The organism is Mesorhizobium sp. WSM4311, assembly GCF_002295115.1.
Lineage (GTDB): Bacteria > Pseudomonadota > Alphaproteobacteria > Rhizobiales > Rhizobiaceae > Mesorhizobium.
This window is the reverse complement of the sequence record NZ_NSFV01000013.1, coordinates 26,007-46,624: the sequence shown is the minus strand read 5'-3', so window position 1 is coordinate 46,624 and position 20,618 is coordinate 26,007. Positions and strand designations below refer to the sequence as shown.

At 56.9% G+C, this 20,618-nt stretch carries 13 protein-coding genes and 6 pseudogenes; 7 read left to right on the top strand and 12 right to left on the bottom strand.

Annotated elements, in window-relative coordinates; genetic code table 11:
• The first annotated feature begins 26 nt into the window (after positions 1–26).
• Together CK226_RS35130 and CK226_RS27170 are read left to right on the top strand one after the other, a co-directional pair.
• A complete protein-coding gene (locus CK226_RS35130; RefSeq protein ID WP_164548526.1) occupies positions 27–197 on the top strand; it encodes a hypothetical protein in 171 nt (56 codons plus the stop codon).
• A gap of 85 nt (positions 198–282) precedes the next feature.
• Positions 283–914 (top strand): annotated as a pseudogene (locus CK226_RS27170) (IS5 family transposase).
• A 2-nt stretch (positions 915–916) separates the two neighbouring features.
• Here the strand turns inward: CK226_RS27170 and CK226_RS27165 are convergent.
• Positions 917–2,092, bottom strand: coding sequence for a Xaa-Pro peptidase family protein (locus CK226_RS27165; RefSeq protein ID WP_063169317.1), 1,176 nt, complete (start codon positions 2,090–2,092; stop codon positions 917–919).
• Positions 2,093–2,350: 258 nt separating this feature from the next.
• Between CK226_RS27165 and CK226_RS35125 the strand changes: the two genes are divergently transcribed.
• Entirely contained in the window at positions 2,351–2,506 is a 156-nt protein-coding gene (locus tag CK226_RS35125; RefSeq protein ID WP_164548527.1) for a hypothetical protein, read from the top strand.
• 155 nt (positions 2,507–2,661) lie between these two features.
• Positions 2,662–4,118: pseudogene (locus CK226_RS27155) on the top strand (MFS transporter).
• 830 nt (positions 4,119–4,948) lie between these two features.
• Here the strand turns inward: CK226_RS27155 and CK226_RS27150 are convergent.
• The 4 genes from CK226_RS27150 to CK226_RS27135 all read right to left on the bottom strand — a co-directional run bounded on the left by CK226_RS27150 (position 4,949) and on the right by CK226_RS27135 (position 10,356).
• Positions 4,949–7,288: a penicillin acylase family protein gene (locus CK226_RS27150; RefSeq protein ID WP_063170375.1), complete on the bottom strand. Its 2,340-nt coding sequence runs from the start codon at positions 7,286–7,288 to the stop codon at positions 4,949–4,951.
• Positions 7,289–7,640: 352 nt separating this feature from the next.
• The gene (locus tag CK226_RS27145; protein WP_135921822.1) at positions 7,641–8,384 is read right to left on the bottom strand and encodes an amino acid ABC transporter ATP-binding protein; all 744 of its coding nucleotides are present in this window, start codon (positions 8,382–8,384) and stop codon (positions 7,641–7,643) included.
• A 94-nt stretch (positions 8,385–8,478) separates the two neighbouring features.
• The gene (locus CK226_RS27140; RefSeq protein WP_063170377.1) at positions 8,479–9,453 is read right to left on the bottom strand and encodes an amino acid ABC transporter permease; all 975 of its coding nucleotides are present in this window, start codon (positions 9,451–9,453) and stop codon (positions 8,479–8,481) included.
• Positions 9,454–9,513: 60 nt separating this feature from the next.
• On the bottom strand, positions 9,514–10,356 hold the full coding sequence (locus CK226_RS27135) for a transporter substrate-binding domain-containing protein (RefSeq protein ID WP_063169318.1): 843 nt from the start codon (positions 10,354–10,356) through the stop codon (positions 9,514–9,516).
• 458 nt (positions 10,357–10,814) lie between these two features.
• Here CK226_RS27135 and CK226_RS27130 point away from each other — a divergent pair.
• Positions 10,815–11,192, top strand: a pseudogene (locus CK226_RS27130) (alanine dehydrogenase); the annotation flags it as partial.
• A gap of 354 nt (positions 11,193–11,546) precedes the next feature.
• The gene (locus CK226_RS27125) at positions 11,547–12,764 is read left to right on the top strand and encodes a serine hydrolase (protein WP_063169320.1); all 1,218 of its coding nucleotides are present in this window, start codon (positions 11,547–11,549) and stop codon (positions 12,762–12,764) included.
• A 505-nt stretch (positions 12,765–13,269) separates the two neighbouring features.
• Here the strand turns inward: CK226_RS27125 and CK226_RS27120 are convergent.
• A pseudogene (locus tag CK226_RS27120) lies at positions 13,270–13,656 on the bottom strand (transposase); the annotation flags it as partial.
• A gap of 269 nt (positions 13,657–13,925) precedes the next feature.
• A complete protein-coding gene (locus CK226_RS27115; RefSeq protein WP_063169321.1) occupies positions 13,926–15,581 on the bottom strand; it encodes an MFS transporter in 1,656 nt (551 codons plus the stop codon).
• Positions 15,582–16,162: 581 nt separating this feature from the next.
• On the opposite strand from CK226_RS27115, the pseudogene CK226_RS35735 reads away from it, so the two are divergent.
• Positions 16,163–16,329: pseudogene (locus CK226_RS35735) on the top strand (IS21 family transposase); the annotation flags it as partial.
• 400 nt (positions 16,330–16,729) lie between these two features.
• On the opposite strand, the gene CK226_RS36065 reads toward CK226_RS35735, so the two are convergent.
• The 5 genes and pseudogenes from CK226_RS36065 to CK226_RS27085 form a co-directional block, all read right to left on the bottom strand.
• A complete protein-coding gene (locus CK226_RS36065; RefSeq protein ID WP_199489648.1) occupies positions 16,730–16,936 on the bottom strand; it encodes an SDR family oxidoreductase in 207 nt (68 codons plus the stop codon).
• Positions 16,924–17,205 (bottom strand): annotated as a pseudogene (locus CK226_RS36060) (SDR family NAD(P)-dependent oxidoreductase); the annotation flags it as partial. The gene CK226_RS36065 and the pseudogene CK226_RS36060, both read right to left, overlap by 13 nt.
• A 27-nt stretch (positions 17,206–17,232) precedes the next feature.
• Positions 17,233–17,430 carry an SDR family oxidoreductase gene (locus CK226_RS36055; protein ID WP_063169323.1) on the bottom strand — a complete coding sequence of 66 codons (198 nt, stop codon included), beginning with the start codon at positions 17,428–17,430 and terminating at the stop codon, positions 17,233–17,235.
• A 739-nt stretch (positions 17,431–18,169) separates the two neighbouring features.
• A complete protein-coding gene (locus tag CK226_RS27090; protein WP_224570030.1) occupies positions 18,170–19,063 on the bottom strand; it encodes a polysaccharide deacetylase in 894 nt (297 codons plus the stop codon).
• A 145-nt stretch (positions 19,064–19,208) separates the two neighbouring features.
• Positions 19,209–20,612 (bottom strand): aspartate aminotransferase family protein, encoded by a 1,404-nt coding sequence (locus tag CK226_RS27085; protein WP_063169325.1) that lies wholly within the window; start codon positions 20,610–20,612, stop codon positions 19,209–19,211.
• Positions 20,613–20,618: the final 6 nt, after the last annotated feature.

Here is a 20,618-nt window from a genome sequence, read left to right as displayed (position 1 = left end):
CTGCGATCGGGTTGTTAGCATTGGGAATGACACTGGAAGAAGAGAGCGAACGAGCTACGTCGATGCTGATTGGCAAGGTTGTTCGCCGTGTCATGCGCCACCGCGATGGAGAGGTGGTGATCGAGTTTGAGGATGGCAGCCGATTTTTCGCGGATAGCGACAGCCCTCTCGAACTGTCCATCACCTTGGCGGAATAGTATATCCGCCTTACGGAATTTCGGACGTCGATGCGATTGACGTAGCCCAAGAGGATTGATTCAAGGCTGCTTTTTGGAGGCAGGTTTGAGCAGGGGCGATCTCACCGAAGCAGAATGGCGTGTTCTCAAGGGCTTGCTGCCCATCGACCCTGACAAACGCGGCCGAGGTAGACCTCCCAAGCAGAATCGTTCGATCATCAACGGCATTCTCTGGCGGCTCCGCTGCGGCGCTCCATGGCGGGATGTCCCGCCCAAATACGGCAGTTGGAACACCATCTATCGTCGGTTCCGACGCTGGAGCGAGGCCGGGGTCTGGGAGACCGTGGCGGTAATGCTCGCCGAGGTCATGGCGGACAGCGGCCACTACAGCATCGACAGCACCACAGTTCGCGCCCATGTCTCGGCAGCGGGCGGAAAAGGGGGACTCGTGCACCGGACGCCTTCCTTGCGGACAAGGGCTACGATGCCGATACCATTCGCGCCGATCTCGCCGAGCGGAAGATTAAACCCGTCATACCCGGCCGATCAAACCGCCGCGTGAAGATCGAGTATGACCGGGCGCTCTACAAGCAGCGGAACCGAATCGAGCGCATGTTCGGCCACCTCAAAATCAACCGGGCCATTGCCACCCGCTACGATCAATTGGCCAATAGCTTCCTCGGAATGGTCTACCTAGCCACCGCCAGATACTGGCTCAAATTTGTCCACGCCGCCTAGCATCACGCCCGATAAAGTGTTGGCGGGATTTCGCTCAGGAGTTCCGCGCCGCGCTCTGTCACGAGCACGTGTGCGCCGGCACCAAATAGGTAGCCACTTTCGCTGCACAAAATGTTTGGCATGTGCAGGGTCATGCCAGCTCGGAGTGGTTCATTTACATCGGGCTCCAGGCTTAGGTCGCCGCGCTCAGTCCAATTGATGCCAGTTTGGTATCCTGTTCGTTGGCGGAAGACGCCCTTGCGTCCAGATCGCTTCAACACCTCGCCCCCAGCAGCGTGAACGTCCGCCGGCGTAGCACCTGGTCGAATCGAGGAGACAAGGGCCGCAATGACCTCTTCAGCCAAGCCGTGCAAAGATTCGGTTTCGGGATGTTTGCCAAGGACTGCGCATCGAACCATTCCCACTGTATACCCGTGTTTCGAAGCCCCTATCTCCAGAAAGGCAGGTTCGTTGTTGCTGAGAGGATGATGGGTCGCTGGCGCATGGGGCAACTTCACTCGCTCTCCAAACAAAATGGTACCCGGCGCAAGCCCGATATCCCCAGCGGCGTTGCTGGGGTCGTTTGTTACCGCCGCAGCTAGGGCCGCTGCCATTTCGATCTCCGTAATGCCGGGACGAAGCGATTGCTGAAAGGTTCGAATTGCCACGTCAGTGAGTCGAACAGCATCGCGCATACACGCCAACTCAAGTTCTCCTTTCACTGCTGACACTGACGAGACCAGTCGGGTGACGTCAGTAATCTTCAGATCCGGGAGCTGGTCTTGGACTGCGCGCACGTCGGCGGGCGCGAGATTCCAGCAGCCAAGCTCGAAACCGACTCGCTTATTGTCCAGTCCGAGTCGACGCAATACATCGGCGCAGACCCTGCCAAAATCAGGCTGATGTGTATAGGTTTCAATTTCCTCGATGCAGCTATATGAACGTACTGCCTGCTCGTCATATTCTCGGACAACAAATATCGGGACCCGACCCGGCATCAGAATAAGAGGGAAAGGCGCGAAATATCCACCGCTCCCATCGTAGCCGCTGAGATACTTCAAGTGGCCGTGCGCCGTTACTACGATTGCGTCCAAGCCTGCCGTAGCAACCGCATCCAGCACATTGTTTTGCCGGCGCTCATACTCTGATATCGGAAACGGTACACCAGTCAGAGGAATTGCGGAGCGTGTCGTCGCCATATCTCACCTCAATCAGTGTGTCGTGGTTTGGTTGCGCAAAACGCGCGATCGCGTCCATGTTCGAAATTGAACAAAAGCTTCGCCGGCTCATGCGGGGTGACAATCCCCTTTCCTGGCGGCTAGCGTCAAATGCTGTTTTTATATCGGCTGCATCTCGCAGCGAGATGCGCATAGTGCCTTCATCGGCCGCTCAATGCAGGCAACGCTGGTCTCCGACAGCTTTGTTCTCGCCAGAGGATCGCCGACAAAGGCGCCGAGTTGCTCGGCAAGCTCGTCAGCCTCGGCCAGAAGAACCATGCTGACGACCTTGAGCTTGGCAGCGAGTCGGCGCGCCTTCGCATTCTTGCCGGCGAAGCCGCCGACGCCGGGGGAACTGTGCCGGCGCCACGCAACAGCATGTTTGCACTGATGTAAGGCCGCTGCGACACCAGCGACGGCTCTCCGCCGCCACCTCCGCATCTCGCTACCAGATGACACTAATACAAAGACTGCATTTGGCGCATCCGACGTGTAAGAGGATCGTGTCGCGCGAAGTGGTTAAGCTTGGCGGAACCGAATCGGTCGGAGCAATGAGCAAAGCGGCGGGCGCAGATGCGGATGTAGTTTCGCCGAAGACGTTTGCGCCGCTCAGGAATACGACATTTCGCTCAATCTGGTTTAGCCTCTCAAGTCTCTTCCCTTGGCTGGCTGATGCAGACCGTTGCTATCAGCTGGCTAATGGCAACGGTTCCGACCTCCGATCTGATGGTTGCGCTCGAGCAGGCTTCGTCTAACCTGCCCGCTTTCATTTTGTCCATTTTCGCTAGGGGTTCTCGCCGACAACTTCAGCCGTCGAAGAGTCATGTTCGCCGGCCGATGCCTAATGGTAATAGCATCCGCGATGCTACGGCTTCAGTGGTGCTGGGCTTTATCGCCCCGTGGATGATCTTCGGCTTCAGCTTCTTGATCGCAAGTGGTGCCGCGCTCAACGATACCGCCTGGCAGGCTTCTGTTGGCGATATTGTGGACCGACGCGAAGTTCCCGCTGCCGTCACCCTCCTCTCCATTGGCTTCAACACTGCACGGACCGTGGGACCGGCGCTCGCGGCATCATGATTGCGTCGTTCGGACTTATGACGGCTTTCGCTATGTTTACACTCACCTATATGATCCCTTTGGTCACCATATGGCGATGCAAATGGAAGGTTCGCTCCTCACTTCTCCCACGTGAGTCAATGAGGACGGCCATCTATGACAGGCTGCGCTTCACAGCGATGTCATCGGAAATCAAGACGGCGATCGCCCGCGGAACCTTCTTTGGCCTGTCGGGCATCGCCATACTCGCACTGCTGCCATTGGTTGTCCGCGATCAGCTGGGCGAAGGACCGCTCGCCTATGGCACCATCATCGCCGGCTTCGGCACAGGCGCCGTCATGGCTGGCGTCGCCAACAGCCTATTAAGACGGAGCTTGTCAGAAGAGCAACTAATGACGCTGGCATGCGTCGCCTGTGCGGCGTGCTCCCTTTTTCTGGCACTGCCTCTTCCATTGCGAGCGGCGTCCTGTTTCCCCTTCGCGAGGGTCGCGAGGCCGAGCCCGACCCTTTGGAGGAATTCGACGCGCCGGCAGTCGCCCTCAGTCTCAAGCCGAGAAGCGGCCCCATCGTGGTCAAAGTCGAGTACCTCATACTCGTGGAAAATCTAGAAGAATTCCTCGCCATGCGCGGGTGCCGGCATGTACAGAGTCGCGTTGGTGCTCGGCACTGGACTCTCCAGCGCAACCTTCAGGAGCCTGTGCTATGGACGGAGACATTCCGTACGCCGACCTGGACCGACTACCTTCGCCTGAATCATCGCCTTACCGAGGCCGACAAGGAACTGGACGAGAGAATCATCCTCCTCCACAAAGGAAAGCATTCTCCACGAATAACATTGTCAATCGAGCGCCCCACGAGTGCTCCACGCAAGCCTGAGTCATCAACGCCTTTTTTCCCCCGCCATTCAACGAAACGGCCAGCGTGCCACCGCAGGCTGAATGAAGATACATAAGAAGGCACGTCAACTGCTAACCACATCGGGCGGGCAACAAGCATCGCCGCCTTCGGGTATATGACAGACAGAATGTAGCGGACTTGAAAAATGAAAGGCGCTCACCCACCGCCAACATTTCTCGGCTGGTTCCCGGCATTCAAGGTCCTGCGGCTATACGCGAAGGCGGCAAGCCGCGTTGAAGTCGTCGATATTCAGTCGCATCGAAGGACAATGACGTGTTGCCCTGATGCCACTCTCTGCGAGGTTAGCTTGTTTCTCGGATGAGGAGACAGACAATGGTCTGCCCCCTGAAAGGTCCTCCCTGAGGTATGTGTCCATTCTTGAACTCGGCTCGACAATGATAGCGAACCCTGTTGACCGTCGCACTGTCAGTCTCGAATCAAGTGCTCTCCTACAGCAGATGCGATTATCGCCAATGCGTACTGGTAGCGCCCGAAGCGCGCGTTATCGGCAGCCGCCGAGGGCCGTGATGCGGCCGCGATCGAGCCTTGTAGTAACAGACGCGCTCTCCGGTGGTCGGGCCAGCACCTTACCCCTCTTCCCTATGGCCCCAAGGCAGAGCAATTGCCAATGCGGGACATCCCGCTTCTAAGTCTCCTGCAACATTATTGGAGGCCGCGACGGCCCTGCTCGTGACGATCAGGGGTGGTCGCCGCACACCAGCGGGATCATTGCCCCACAAGCGCATCCAGATTCCGGCCGGGCGTTCCGCTGTCAATATCAAAGTCGGCCGGCGGGCGCTAAAGTGTCGATCCTCACCTTGCCGCCAGGTGAGTTCGACCGATATGTTCCTGCTACAATGGTAAGCGGCCTATACTGTCGCATCCTCAACAGTCAGCGGGAGACAGGACGACCCTATGTTCGAGCTCCCTCCGTATGGACTCCTCTGAATATAACAAGGGCTTGTATTCGCCCCGTTGCCAATCGTGATTGAGGTCACGATAATGACTTGAGATCGGAACACCCGACTGACCTGGATTGTTAATAAAGAGACTGTCATCCCATGACCCAACGTCCATGATTATCCGCACTGACGGTCCTTCTGAAACAGAGAATTGGCCGCTTCGGTAACTCGAAAAATTGAGCGTTGAGCTACTTCCGCCGAGGGCTATGGCGCCCAACGACCATTGTTCAGACGTCAGTGCCTGCAGAGGGTGGCGCAAATCAAGCTTATGTATACTGCCCCATGCCCATGAGGCAGAATCGTCGCCAAATCGACATATGCATTCACTCCAGGCAGAAGTTAGGGATTCCATTATGGAATGCTTCAACTTTTCACTAGGCTCTGCCTGTTCGAGCCAAGAGGCTATGGCCGAAGGCTGTAAAGGCACGAGCAGTGCCAACACTTCATCGTCAGCGCTTTCTAAGCGAGCTACTGTCGGGCCAAGGTGTTTGCTAAGCCAAATCTCAAAGAACGCGGCGGCTGGCGAACTCGCATCCAAATGCCGGTCCCAGTTAGAAAATAAGTGCAACGCAGGCATGTTTGCAACCGAACCGAGAAGAGTGTCTAGTTTCGCAAGAATACGAACTGCTATCGGCGAATACACCGAACATTGCAGCGACATGCAGTCCCGCAACGAGATCTTCTCTGATCGTGAGAGAGTTGTATGAAGGGTATCATGTCTGCTGCTGTCAGACCACTCGTAGCCAAAAGCAGGATGCGATCTACTCCATTCCTCCGGAACATTCATTGCGTTGGCAGTGGCGACAAAACCTTTGGCGGGGTTCATCTCGAACGGCCCATCGTCCGGTGACAAATACCCTTCCCATTCGAACCGACCGTCTCCTGGAACCGGAAGCAGGCCGTCCCAATTTCTTCGGACCGGAGCCGCACCTGACGGTTTCCACGCAATTACATTCGACGTGTCCGCATAGATGTGATTAACTGAAGGACAACCCCAGTTTGCTAGACTGGAGGTGTATTCTGAAAATGTCTTAGAGCGCATTACGGCCAAGCTGGCCATGTAAGGTGCCATGCCGGGATCCATCCATACGGTTCTCAGTGCGAAGGCGCGGTCTTTTTCAGCATTTTGGTTTAAAATGGGTCCATGGCGTGTGAACTGAAGCTTTACCTCCTGGTCGGTGTGGGCGCGAACTGGAATTTTCTCGTGTATAGTCTTCACCTGCTCCCAGGCCCCTTTATATAAGTATTTATTTCCCTCACTCTTGGTTTCGTAAACATAAATATCTTCTTGGTCAGCGCCGAAAATAGTCAGACCAAAGGCGGCTGTCCCGTTGTGACCCATGGAGATTCCTGGGATCATAGGCTCTCCAGCGCCAATTACATCGAGCCCGGGCATACTCAGGTGTACAAGATACCTGATGGACGGAAGGACGTGCTTGCGATGCGGGTCTAGAGCAAGGATTGGTCGCTCCGTTGTGGTTTTTGTTGCGGATATGGCCCAGTTGTTTGAGCCCTCTTGGAACACCGTCTGCATGATCTCATCACTCGGTGTTACGCGGGTCCAACGGTCAGCTTCCTGAAGACTTGCTGCAAGTCTTTCCCTCGAGAATGAGACGGGACAGATTGCCAAGCGAAAATCCTGCAGTACTCGATCTGTCATAAAGGCGAGGTCAAGGCCCTCCGCTGGTCGTGGCGCTATCGGAGGTGACAATTCTTGTCTCAACCTGTCGAGGCGGGTACCTCGTTCCACACCTGCCAATGCCATCACCCTGCAGCGCAGAAGCTCCGAAATCGCATTTCGGGTTAGTGAGTGCGTTCGCACGCGAACGACGTCTTCGGGTTTCCAATAGTCGGGAGTGTGACCGAGGAGGCCAAACTCGGGTGGCAAGGCAATCAAACCGTCATGGCAACTGTCTACGTAGGAATTGATCCCCTCGGCAAACGCTGAGCATATCTCTTCGGAATCCGGGCCGTACGCCTGCCATTCTGCACTCATGGCTCCGCGAAATAAAAAGAGACGCGCCGCCCGATCCTGCTCCAAATATCCGGGGCCAAAGTCTCGTGACAGGAGACCGAGACCTCGTTTGCGCGCAATATCAATTTGCCAGAGGCGGTCTCGAGCTGCATTCCAACCCTGCGCGAAAAATAGGTCGTGCAAGTTCTGAGCCTTGATATGAGGAACCCCCCATTTATCAATGTCGATCGTGACCTCACTCTTAAGCTTGTCGGAGCTGTGGCGGTCGAAGGTTATGTTCTTTAACATGTGTTGATCCGTTTGGTTCACCCAAAGATGGTCGGGAATCTGCCAGAGGACGACGTCTGCAGATTGTGGTCGGTTGCGGGCAGAGGGTTGAGGCCGCACTCTTGCAACCTGATCATGTGTGGCGAGCCAATCCTCAGCGCGCCTGGACGCGAACTGGCACGGTGGGCTGCGCACAAGCTCAGCGGGATCCTACTCTCGCGCTTCCGGGAACGAGGCGCTTGCCGAGAACGCTCTGATGTATGTCAGCCAATACGTACGAATACAATATCCGCACATGTTGTCTCGCTGGCCTGAGGCAACGCATTCGATACACAGTAACTCGGTCGAACGGCCTCGTTGAAGGATGGCTCCCTCAATGCGACAAGATCTGGCTGAGAAACAATTTCGTTCTTTCGTGCTGCGGGTTTCTGAAGAAGTCGTGCGGTGTACCCTCTTCGACGATCTCACCTCGATCCATGAAGATTACTCGATCGGCCACGGCGCGCGCAAAGCCCATCTCGTGGGTGACGCATACCATGGTCATGCCGTCGCGTGCGAGTCCGGTCACAGTCTCGAGCACTTCAGCGACCATCTCTGGATCGAGCGAGGAGGTCGGCTCATCGAAGAGCATGACTGCAGGCTCCATACAGAGGGACCGGGCAATTGCGACGCGCTGCTGCTGTCCCCCGGAGAGCTGAGCCGGATATTTGTTCGCCTGTTCGGGAATGCGCACGCGCTCTAGGAATTTAAGCGCGATCTTTCTAGCCTCACCCTCTGGAACGCCCTTTATCCACATCGGCGCCGCCATACAGTTCATCAGCACGGTCATGTGCGGGAAAAGATTAAAGTGCTGAAAAACCATGCCGACGCTTTTGCGAACTTCAGCTACGTTGCGCATTTTGTTATGTAACCTAATCCCAGTGACGGTAATCTCGCCATCCTGGTGCGCTTCGAGCCGATTGACGCAACGGATCAGCGTCGACTTTCCCGAGCCTGAGGGCCCACAGATGACGATACGTTCGCCCTTGCGGACGGTTAGGTTGATGTCAGTTAGTGCTCTGAAGGCACCATACCATTTGGATACATTCTTAGCTTCGATGACTTCGTCGCTCAATATTGCATCTCTCTTGTTCATTGGCGCATCTGTAAGTGCCTTGAAAATGGCCGAACCAACTTAGACGTCTTTTTTAGCTTGACCAATGAATTCACGATCATCGCTTCTTACTTCTGGCAAAATGGTCCTCGATCCGGGATTGGACCAGTTCCAGGCAGGCGGATAAAATCCAATAAATCATTGCCGCTGTTACTAGCATCTCCATAGTATGGAAGGTTGGCTGGCCGAGTGAGTGAGCTAGATACGTCAGCTCCCAAACGCCAAGAACCGAAACGAGAGAGCTGTCTTTGAGCATTGAGATGAACGTGTTTCCCATCGGGGGAATGATAACCGGAAGCGCTTGCGGCAGAATGATTCTGCGCATTGTGAGCGCAAAGCCGAAACCTAATGACCGGGATGCCTCCCACTGGCCGCGATCGATGCTGGCTATGCCCGAACGGAAGATCTCCGTCATGTAGGCACCACTGCATAGCGAAAGCGCCAACACGCCTGCAGGCACGGCATTAATAACGTAACCTACCTGGGGCAAGCCCATGTAGATCAGATAAACCTGCATGAGAAGCGGCAGACCCCGGAAGCATGAAGTGTAGAAGCTGACTATCGCGTAAGCCATGCCGTTGCTTGACAGTTTCGCAATCGCGCCGATTATTGCGATAGCCGACGCAAATAGCAGTGACATCGCTGATACGTAAACTGTAGTAACTACCCCCTGCGTAATTAGAAATGGCAGGTTTGCCCAAATAAATGGCATGCTTAAGTCAAATGCCGCGAAGAGCGAAAGGAACAGTAGCACCAACTCAAACCATACGATCCCGATTTGGATTTTGAGCGGGACAAAACCAATCAGCACGAGGTTGAGGCAGAACATTGCGGCAATTACAAAAGCGATCGCAATGCGACTGTAAAACTTCACTTGTGCGTGATCGCCAATCACGGGCCGTAGGAGTTCGCCCATCGTGGTGCCCGCTACGTTGAAGATAAGAAAAACCGCGAGCACAATTGCAAATATGCAGCCGATAAACCATGGCTTGTGGACGAGCACCTCAGATTCAACTGTATCGTGGTAAAGCATAAGCATTTTCTTCCTAAGAAGAGGCGCCCCCGGGAAGGGGACGCCCACGATTGTGTCATGTTATTTATCGACGCTGAAATCCCCCCCGAACCACTTGACCGAGAGTTTAGCAAGAGTGCCGTCATCCTTCATCTTCTTGACCGCGGCAGCGACCTTGTCGATAAACTCCTTATCGCCACGCTCGATTGTGACAGCGCCCGGGGCGTAGAATAAGGGATCGCCAATAACCTTCAATGGATAGCCAGATTTGATTGCCGCAGCCGCCGTCGTTCCTTCAGTAATGACGCCATCGAGACGAACACCATCGCCGAGGCGCAGGTCGTCAAGCGTAAGAGAGTTAGCACTTGGATAAGCCTTCACTTGGCCCGCTGTAAATTGATATTGTATTGGCTTAGCGCCGATCCATGCCGGTGTGAGCTTGTGATTGGCATACAAATCGCCAAGAGTTCCCGCTCGGACGCCGACGATCTTGCCCTCCAGGTCGGAAGGCTTCGTCGCTTTGCTATCCTTGTGAACGACAGCGACTTCGCCTTCGTAGAAGTACATGGCCGGGAAGGCGAATTTTTTGGCGCGATCGTTGGTCGGCGTCATTTGACCCATGGCCATGTCCCAACGCCCCCCCCACTGGCCTGCCTGAATGATATCCCAGCCCGGGGTCACGAATTTGATCTTCACGCCCAAGTAGTCCGCAATGCCCTTCGCGACCTCTACATCATCACCGTCGAGTTCATGTTGGTCGTTCAAGTGAGACAAGGCTCCCCAGTCGGACCCGACCGCTACCGTCAATGTCTGTGCCGCGAGCACACGATCAAGGACTTCGCCGGCGCAAGCCTTGGCTGACAAAGACATCGACGCAACCGCCATGGAGACTGCAACTACGACCGTCGTTACATGATTGTTCATCTATAGTTCCCTTTTTTCTCGTTCTTATTTTCTTGAAAGCTACCTTCGTCGCCACCGAGAGGAGTGTCTTAGCGGTGCGCCATTGCTCCCTGCTGATTGGACCCATCCCGGTCCGTCATTTAACGAACGACACCTTATCGCTCTGCATTGTTGGCATTCAGCGAAATCGAGTTCGATGATGCAGGTTTCCTGCGAACTACCCTTGGCTTTCGCCGGATCGCTCTGGCGATTTCACAAAGCACGGATACCCTGGCCTCAGAGAGGTCGGCGAACTCGCCAACTCGCTGGACTCCGAAGGCTGCAGATTGCATCGCCACAAGACGTCTTGTTTGGAAGGATCTAAACTGGACTGGCGCGTTGAATTACACCTTGCAGGGCTGACTCTGGTCACGTGGGAACTGCGGTCCAAGCCCCTCTCTCTCCCTAATCTCGACCTCCCTAATCTCGACCTCCCTAATCTCGACGACCTCTTCGCCGGCCGTGTGCGCACCCGCTACTCAACCGTCGGGGCGCTCGAGGAAGAATGCTTCTCTGCCGACATCGTGGTCGGGGCCGTGCTGATCGCCGGTGCTGCCGCGCCAAAGCTCGTCACCCGCGAAATGATGTCCGGCATGAAGAAGGGCTCGGAGCTGGTCGACGTCGCTATTGACCAGGGCGGTTGCTTCGAGACGTCGCATGCGACGACTCAAGCCGAGCCCACCTACGAAGGCGACGGCGTTATCCACTATCGCGTCGCCAACATGCAGAGTCGCCCATGCCATTTCGCGATTTCTTGCCTTGCGAGTTCGCACGTATCCCTCTGGGTCAACATCGTTGATAGACCAGAGAATTTTTGACTCATCGTAGCTCGGACAGCGGAGACGCGTTACAATTGTCAACCCGTTCGGACCCGGTTTAATCGAGATGTACTCGGCATACTGCGCATGATGGCTCATGCCTCTTGTAGCTGGAAGCGTTCGGCAAGTTAGGTCCTACTTGCCACGCGAGAGCGGGGCCGCAAGTATGCGCCGGCCGCAATACAACGCTGATTTGCTGCGTTGTCGAGGACATTTCGCATAGAATGCGCGCCTGCCGCTGCTATGATCATAACATGTTGTGATTTAGTCCAGTCCGAACTCCCGAGGTTGGGTCGCAACTCTCGATAGCCAGCTGGCGCCGGGGGCGCCTAGGCATGAAATTGGATCCCATGTATGACAGAATTCAAACAACGGCAAACCGTCGGTAACGCGTCGGAGAGCGTACTCGAATTCGACGGACAGCAATACCTGGACGGCCGTGCATCGGATCCTCGCGAATTTGGCTGGATGCGCGGTGCGCCGCCGCCGCCAGACAAGCGTGTAACATTCGAGAATGAAACTGTTTGGACCTTTCCTCAGCTTCGCTGGTCGCTATCGCATATGCGTGAGCTGCGGCCCACAGTCCAAGTGTGGCGAGGGCGGGGCGGACCGTCGCAGCTTGAGTGCAGCAACAGGTCTACCGAAATCGATGGGCTCACGTTCGTCGACATGGACGACCGCACCAACCGGTTCGAGGAGGCGCTATTCGACACCTACACCGACGGCATTTTGGTCCTGCATCGGGGGCGGATCATATACGAACGATACTTCGGCGCACTCGCGCCGCACGTACAACATTCGTGTCAGTCAATCACCAAATCGTATGCGGGCACCCTAGCCGCGGCGTTGGTGCATGAGGGCATTCTCGACGACAGGAAGACAATATCGCAGTTTGTGCCGGAATTACGAGGTACAGGGTGGGAAGATGCAACGCTCCGCCAAGTCATGGACATGCAAACTAACGTTGCTTTTACTGAAGATTACACAAGTGTAGACAAGTCATATAGATGCGAATACCTGCGTACCATACGAAAGGAAGGGGCGCACGGCAAATTTGTCTACAAAGGCGTCGATACCAATGTTATGGCTTGGGTTATGTCGCGCGCAACGGGCCGGTCGTTCGCACAACTGTTGGAGGAGCGCTTATGGTTGCCACTGGGCTGCGAAGAAGACGCCTATGTCGAGATCGACCCGACAAACGGTATGCCGAGGGCGCATAGCGGACTCAATGTGACGTTGCGCGACTTGGCGCGTTTCGGCGAGCTGATGCGATGTGAAGGCTCGTGTAATGGCAAGCAACTGGTTCCCGCGAGTGTTGTCTACGACCTTCAAGATCTCGACCACCCCGCCAAGCCGGACCTCCCATTCGGCTATACATACCGAAGCCAATGGTGGGTATCACACGACGAGCTTGATGCTATTGAAGGTCGGGGCCTTTACGGCCAGAACCTGTACATAGCGCCAAAGGCGGAGATGGTGATTGCGCGCTTCGGGTCGCACCCCGCTTGCGACCACATTGATCGGATTAGAAGGCCGCAGATGCAGGCATTGGGGAGGATGCTCCGCGCGTAACTTGATGCACTAGACGGTCACCGCGCTTGTTTAGGAATTTCCTGCAAATTCGCGGTTGAAGAACTGGGGCGCCTACGCCGAATTCCTGCGTTCGGCTAGGGGGCAATTGGCGCAAAAGGCCTGTAGACGCTGCTACGCTTATGAAGTAAATACCAGAAGCCTCGCTTCCCATATGCATAATGCAGACCGATCTGGCTCGCTTTTGCTGAGGAAACAATGATCACCGAACATTGCATATTGATTGGGGCCGTCGCGACTTTGTATTGCGAGAATGGAACCGGTGGACCTATTGTATTCTTGCATGGTGCCGCTTTCGGGCTTATCCGTCAGCTTGACCTGAAACAAAACCCAACCCAAACATCAACGAGACCCAGGATCAGACCGAAAAATGGCCGCCTTCAAATCGGAATGCTGGCCGGAATGAAATCGGAATGACTGGCCGGCTTCAAATCGGAATCGGTGGCCGGCTTCATCGGAATACGCAGGCAATGGTATCGGCATCAGTGGCAGCGCTCTTGCGCTGCTTCTGGACGGTGAGATCGGCGGTTACCTGGGAAAGCCGGGCGACCAGCGCCTTGAGCCGCTGCTGGGCCGCGCTCGGCGGCAGCGTCGGCTGCAGCCGTTTGACCTCGCTATAGCGGGCGATGACGGCGGCGTCGATCCTGTCGGTCTTCTCCAGGAAGCCCATCGCCTCGGCGAATCAGCGTACGCTCCTCGCATTGGCCATGCCGCAGGCTACTCCCAACTCCCACGACAGCAGGAAGGGAAGCCGTTCGTAGCCGCCACTGGCCTCCATGACGACGAGCTCGACACCATTGACCTAACACCAGGCAGCAAGCTCGGCTATGCCTGCCGCATCGTTGCGAAAGCGGCCCGCCGCTCCGCTCGGCACGACATGGGTATCGAGCCAGTCTTTCGAAACATCCACTCCACAGATAGTCTTGTTCACGGTAACCTGCCTTGTGCGTGCGATTGGAGCCAAGCGACTATTCGGTCGTACGTGACGAAGGCGAAGATCCCAGGCTCACCCACGGTTGTGGCCGGAGGGGTGTCGGGCGACTTCGCCTTGCTTCGAACCGGATGGCCATCCGGTTCGAGGCTCAGTCGCTTCCATCGCACAAAGTCCTCTGCGTGCAGATACAAGGGGTTAACCTCGAAGAGTCAGTGTCGGAGAAAATAACGTGCTGATTCATCGGACTTTAGGGCCGAGCTTGTTGGTCGCTCGATAAAAAGCATGATTTTAGGCGGAAGCTGTCCTGCATGCAATTTCAGCACTTGTTTACCCAATTCCTTGTCTGCTTCCGTGAGACGATGGTTCAGGCGAAGGTAGTCGGTCCAGGTCGGCGTGCGGAATGTCTCTATCCATTGCATAGGCTCCTGAAGGTTGCGCTGGAGAGTCCAATGACGAGCGCCGACGCGACTGTGCACATGCCGGCGCGCCCGCATGAGTTCCAGGAATGCTTCGCGATTTTCCTCGGGCACTAGGTACTCGACTTTGACCACGATGGGACCGCTTCTTGGCTTGAGATTGAGGGCGACTGCCGGTGCGTCGAAGTCCTCCAAAGCATCTGGATCGGATTCGCGGCGCTCGCGAAGGGGAAACAGGAGGCCCGTGGCGGCGACCAGCAGAAGGGCTCCAGCGGAGCCCTCCAGTGCCAAGGTCAGTGAATGGTTCTGGGCCACCGTGCCCCACACCCAACTGCCCGCTGCGATGCCGCCATCGATCAATGCATAGTAAATCGAGATGGTGCGCCCCACGACCCAGCGCGGGCTTGCCAGTTGCACGGTCACGCCGACCCCGGACCAGGCGGTGACCCAGCCCGCGCCACCCATGGCGAGTGCAATTGCCGCCACTGCAATCGAAGAAGTCAGCGCAAGCGAAAGGGAGCATGCCGCGCAGGCGACGCATGCGAGCGTCATCAGCCGCTCTTGTGACAAGCTCCGTCTGAACACGCTGTTCGAGATGCCGGCGAAGACGGCGCCTGTCCCGAATCCGGCCATGAGCGTGCCATAGGCGAGCGGTCCGCCTCCCAGCTGGTCGCGGACAACCAGCGGCAGCAGCGCGAGAATGGCGATGCTCGCCAGACCAAAGAGGGTTCCGCGAGTGATCGCCGTCTTAATCTCCGACGACATCGCCGTGAAGCGTAGCCCGTCATAGATCGCCGTCCTCATCGACTCACGTGGGAGAGGTGATGAGCGAACCATCCACTTGCAGCGCCATATGGTTACCAAAGGGACCAGATAGGTAAGACTGGTTACGGCGAAAGCCGTCATCAGCCCAAAAGAGGCAACTACTATGCCACCGAGCGCCGGGCCTACGGTCCGAACAGTGTTGAAGCCAACGGAGAGGAGCGTGACGGCGGCGGGAACGTCGCGTCGGTTCACCATATCGCCAACCGAGGCCTGCCAGGCTGGATCGTGGAGAGCGCCGCCGCATGCGATCAAGAAGCTGAAGCCGAGGATCATCCACGGATCGACAAAGCCCAGCACCACAAAAGCCGTCAGCATCGCAGATGCCAATACCATAAGGCACCGGCCGGCGAACATGACCCGGCGCCGGCTGAAATTATCAGCCAAGGCCCCGGCGAAGACGGATAAGATGAACGCTGGCAGGTTTGAAGAAGCCTGAACCAGCGCGACCATCAGATCGGAAGTCGAAATCGTAGCCATCAGCCAGCTGATGGCAACAGTCTGCATCAACCAGCCGAGCGAGCTGACCTGCGTGGCGAACCAGATTGAACGAAAGCTCGGATTTCTGAGGGGCGCAAATGCTCCTGGCGAATTTGGATCGGCGACTTGGTCCGCAAGACTGCTCATCAATCTAACTCTTGCCTATGAGCCAGTTTTACATTGCTCCGACAGCCAGCAGCCGCCCAACCCGTTGAAGGTCCGAATCGGCCAATGTGCGCAAATAGTTACAACGCCCGGCAGGAGATTGAACTCGCTGCCGGGCCGATGCGCCTTGGGAGGAGGCGTAGTTGGAACCTTTGTGAAGACTTGGAACCAGCCGCATCAGGCCAGCCTACACTTACAATATGAGGATCAGACCACTCCAGGATTTTAGTGCATTGAATGGGTACTCTTCCAGCAATCCTCGCCAACAAATGCAGGAGATCGGCGTCGAGCTCCTAAATCTGCATAATATCGGTGATTCGCGGGCGAGCAGTGCAGTGGGCACATTCTCCAAGCTAAACGCTGAACGGGCTTTTTGCTTCTCAAATCGCCATAACAGGGAGAGATGGGCAAATACTACTTCAATATGCTCCCAAGGACGCTGAGTTGACTGCAGCCTCAGCAGAGCTCTCCGCGTGCCTTTTTGCGGCTCCCCGCGGTGCTCGCGCCCGCCGCGCCTGCAAAGGCTTTCCTCAACAGTCGTTCAGTTCGAGCAGCCTTTGCCAACTCTGACTCAAAAGCTGCCCGACTGGATTGACGGCCTCAGCTTCTTCGGCGGGTCACTGAGGCGATCCGTCTGCTACAACCTGGTGTGGCCAAGGCGCTGTGGTTCGCGCCGACGCTGAACGCGACCGTTGCGACAATGACCGAGCAGTACGACACTGCCATATTGATCGCTGGGAAGCGCGCGAAGGGTAAATTCAACTTGCCCACCACCGCGATCAAATGTGCGCCGGGTAATGGCGCCGCTAACAGGATCGACCACCGGAACCGGTTACCGGCAGAGTCGGTCTGCATCCGGGAATTGCAGGGCCATCCTGTGTATAGGCTTAAATTGCGCTATTCTTCTCTACTGTGACAGGCGGGAGCCGCCGTCGACGGGGATCACTGCGCCCGAGACGTAGAACGCGTCGTCCGAAGCAGGAAGGCGATCACCGCCGCCTGCTCCTCCGGCGAGGAGACGCGCTCGAGCGGATTGGCGCGACCATCAGGCGTTGGTAGCTGCGTACGTGCAGCGCTCGAGTCATGTCGGTGGGGACCACGCCGGGCGCCACCGCATTCACGGTTATACCCTACAGGCCCTGCTCGCCGGCCTGCTGGAGCGTGAGATACGCGATCCCGGCCTTGGCCACCGAATAGCCTACCGTTCCGGGATAGCCCGTAAGCCCGAGGATCGAGCTGACATTAATGATCCGCCCGCCCGGCTGGCGCATCCGCGGCCGCAACTCGCGGGTCAGGCTGATGACTGCACGCAAGTTGATATCGATCAGCGGGAACAAAAGGCATCGTCAGTATCGGCGAGCGACTTCGAACCGCCAATGCCGGCATTGTTCACGAGGACGTCGAGCGTCTCGATCCTTGCGGCATCCAAGGCGGCCAGAACCCGCCCTGCGGCGTCGGGCATGGCCAGATCGCAGACGAGCGCCGTCTGGCCAAGGCCCGCAGCTGTGTCGTGCACTTTATCCAGAACATCCACTAGCAACACCCACGCCTCTTCCGAGCCAAGCCACGCCGCTGTTGCGGCACCGATCCCGCGCGCCGCGCCGGTGACGACGACAGTGTTTCTGACCGGAGCTTAGGCAAGGCTGCCTCCGTCGACCGTAAGCGCGGCGCCGATGGTGAAGCCCGCCGCATCGTCCAGCAGATAGCCGACAGCTGTCGCCACCTCGGACGGCAACCCCATTCGGCCCATCGGATGCGCAGCGATGATCTTCGTCCGGCGCTCGACCTGTGCCGCTTCTCCCCGGGCGAAGGCGACGCCGGCCTCGGCCAACGGCTGGCGATGGTTCCGGGGCAGACACAGTTTGCGCGGATATTTCTGCCGCGTGGTTCAGCGCCAGCGTGCGAGTCATCATCACAACCGCCGCCTTGGTCACCGAATAGATCGGCACGTCCTTCGAGGCCTGCAGACCAGCAGTCGAGCTGAAGAGCACCACCGATCCGCGGCCAAGCTCGCGCATCTGCGGGATGCAGCTTGCAGATTCGCCAAATGGCCCCGACGTTGAAGCTGAACATGGCTTCGTACCCTTCACGTCTATCAGCCGCTTCATCGCACCGTAATGCCAGCGGCCGCGACCAAGCCCTCAACCGGCCGGCCAAAGCTCTCGCGGGCGAGGTCGACCAGCCCTTCCAGCATCGCCGGATCGGTCACGTCGCAGACAACTCAACGGGCACCAGGACAGGCGGCCAGAGTTTGGTCCAGAGCCTCTTGCGACAGGTCAGCCAACACCAAATCCGCTCCACCCGCCGCCAGCAGTTTGGCACTGGCCGGGCCAAGCGCGCCACCCGCCGGTAATCAGCACCGTTTTTCCGGCAAAGGTCGTGTCAATCAAGATTGTAGTCCTCCTCCAAGATAAGAACTCCCACTGTACCCGCTCTGAAAGCGAATACCGGACAGCGGATGATCCGCGTCATTCCAAATCCATTGGTGACCGCCGCAACGGTCGAGGCGCAGGACGGCTTGCGCCGCCCCAAGAACACCGCACTCTACCGGCGTTCCTGTCTGAGAGTTTTCAGAGACATGAGGACGCACGCTCGGCGACCTGATGATGTGTGGCGAACCAAACGTCACCCTTTGCTTTGGCGCGTCGAATTAATTCTTCTACGATCCAGATCCGTGAGCGATATCCAATGACGTGTGGATGCAGAGTCAGCTGAAATAAATCGGCATCTTGATAGGCCCCTTCGAACTCCCGAATAAATACAGAAAGCACGTCGTCGACTGATAAATCTGGCCGTGAAGACCCATCGGGACTCATCCAAAGATAAGTGGCATCGTCTCGAATCCATTCGACCGGTATTTCAATCACTCCCGTGGGTTCCTCGTCTTCCAGCAGCTCATAGCAACTATCATCGGCCATAAGGGATGAGTCGTATGTCAATCCGGTTTCACGTATGATCCGTAGAGTTGCGTCGGAAAAATCCCAGGAAGGCGTTCGAATTCCCGTCGGGCGTTTGGAAGTGATTTTTTCAAGAGTGTCGGCACTCCTCATCATTAAAGAGCGCTCGCTCTCTGCGCTCAGTTCCGAGTTTAGCTCGTGTATCCAGCCGTGCATGCCAATTTCATGGCCTTCATCGACAACTGCGCGTTGCTCGTCTGGATACAACTGAGCGATCACAGCGGGAACGAAAAAACTCGCCGGAACGTCGTACTTTCTCAAGAGTTCCAAAGCCCGAGGCATCCCTCGTCGGCTCCCGTACTGACCCCAGGATAATCTGCTTAGCGATCGCCCTCCCCTGCGCAATTCGTTCGACTCATGATCGACGTCGAACGAGATGGCGAAGGCACAGCGTTTACCGCCGGGCCACATTGGTCTTAGTGCCTTGCCCGCTCTGACTTTGTTGATGCGCCGCCGCCAATGGCTTTCAGGCCATTCCCAGGGATTGAGTGCGGTCGAATTGGCCACCAGTTCCTCCTGAGCAGTGTCTGCATTGAATTCCGCCGAAAACTCAATGAGCGGAACGCGGCACCAGCTCAGCTGGCAGCCCCGCAAGCCGATCAGGCCGTCGCTTGAGTTTGCGCCTTGATTACGACAAGATGGCCCAACTCATTCAGATTTTCTCACTCTCGCGAACAAGCTCATCCATAACCGAGCGCACGGCGCTTTCTGCGATTGCAACAATCTCCTCCGCCTCAGCTTTGGTTGTAACCAGCGGCGGAGCAAAGCCCAAAATGTCCCCGTGCGGCATGGCCCGAGCGATAAGACCACGGTCACGGGCGGCCTTCGAGATTCGCGCACCTACCTTGAGCGCCGGATCGAAACGCTTCCGATTGTCGCGATCGGCAACGAACTCGATTGCGCCCATAAGACCGACGCCCCGCACTTCGCCGACGATCGGCAACTGCGCGAACCTCTCCTGCAACTGCGCCTGGAAAAACGCGCCGACGTCACGCGCATTGCCGGGGAGGTCTTCTTTCTCGACAATATCGAGGACCGCGTTGGCCGCGGCGGCGCCGATCGGATGACCAGAGTAGGTGTAGCCGTGCGAGAATGCCCCGACCTTGTCGGCTCCATCCTCCAGGACTTTATACACCTTCTCACCGACGATTGCCGCTGAAAGCGGGAAGTAGGCCGACGTCAAACCTTTAGCGATCGTGATGAGGTCTGGCTCGATGCCATAGTGCTGTGAGCCGAACATGGAACCGGTGCGGCCGAACCCTGTGATCACTTCATCGGCAATCAGCAGCACATCATGTTTTTTGAGGACCGTCTGTACCGCTTCCCAATAGCCTTCCGGCGGAGGCGTGATACCACCTGTGCCGAGGACGGGCTCGCCAATGAAGGCGCCGACGTTGTCCGGGCCGAGCCGCTCGATCAACTGATCAAGCTCGGCGGCGCGGCGAGCGGAGAATTCGCGCTCGGTTTCGCCCGGGGTTGCGCCCCAGTAATGATGTGGAACACCCGTGTGAACAATCTGCGGAAGTGGCAGGTCCATGTGGTCGTGATAAAAGCTCATGCCCGTCATCGAGCCCGACACGACGCTGCAGCCGTGATAGCCGCGTTCACGGGAGATGATCTTCTTTTTGGTCGGCTTGCCACGCAGGTTGTTGTAGTACCAAACAAGCTTGGCCTGGGTCTCGTTCGCATCCGAGCCGGACATGCCATAGAACACCTTGCTCATCTTGCCCGGCGCCATCTTCACAAGGCGATCGGAGAGGATCGCAAGCTCGTCGGTCGTGTGCGCCGCATAGGAGTGGTAATACGCCAAGCGATAGGCCTGACGCGAGATCGCATCGGCGACTTCCGTGCGGCCATACCCGACATTGACGCAGTATAGGCCGGCAAAGCCATCGATAAATTGGTTGCCATGCGCGTCCTGGATGCGGATCCCCTTCCCTGTCACCACGATCGTTGGGTCGCCGAGCTTGCCAGTGGCGAAATCTTTAAGCTGAGTGAAAGGATGCAAGACCGAGTTGCGGTCCTTTTCGGTGATCTCTTTGATGTTGATGGTCATTGAATG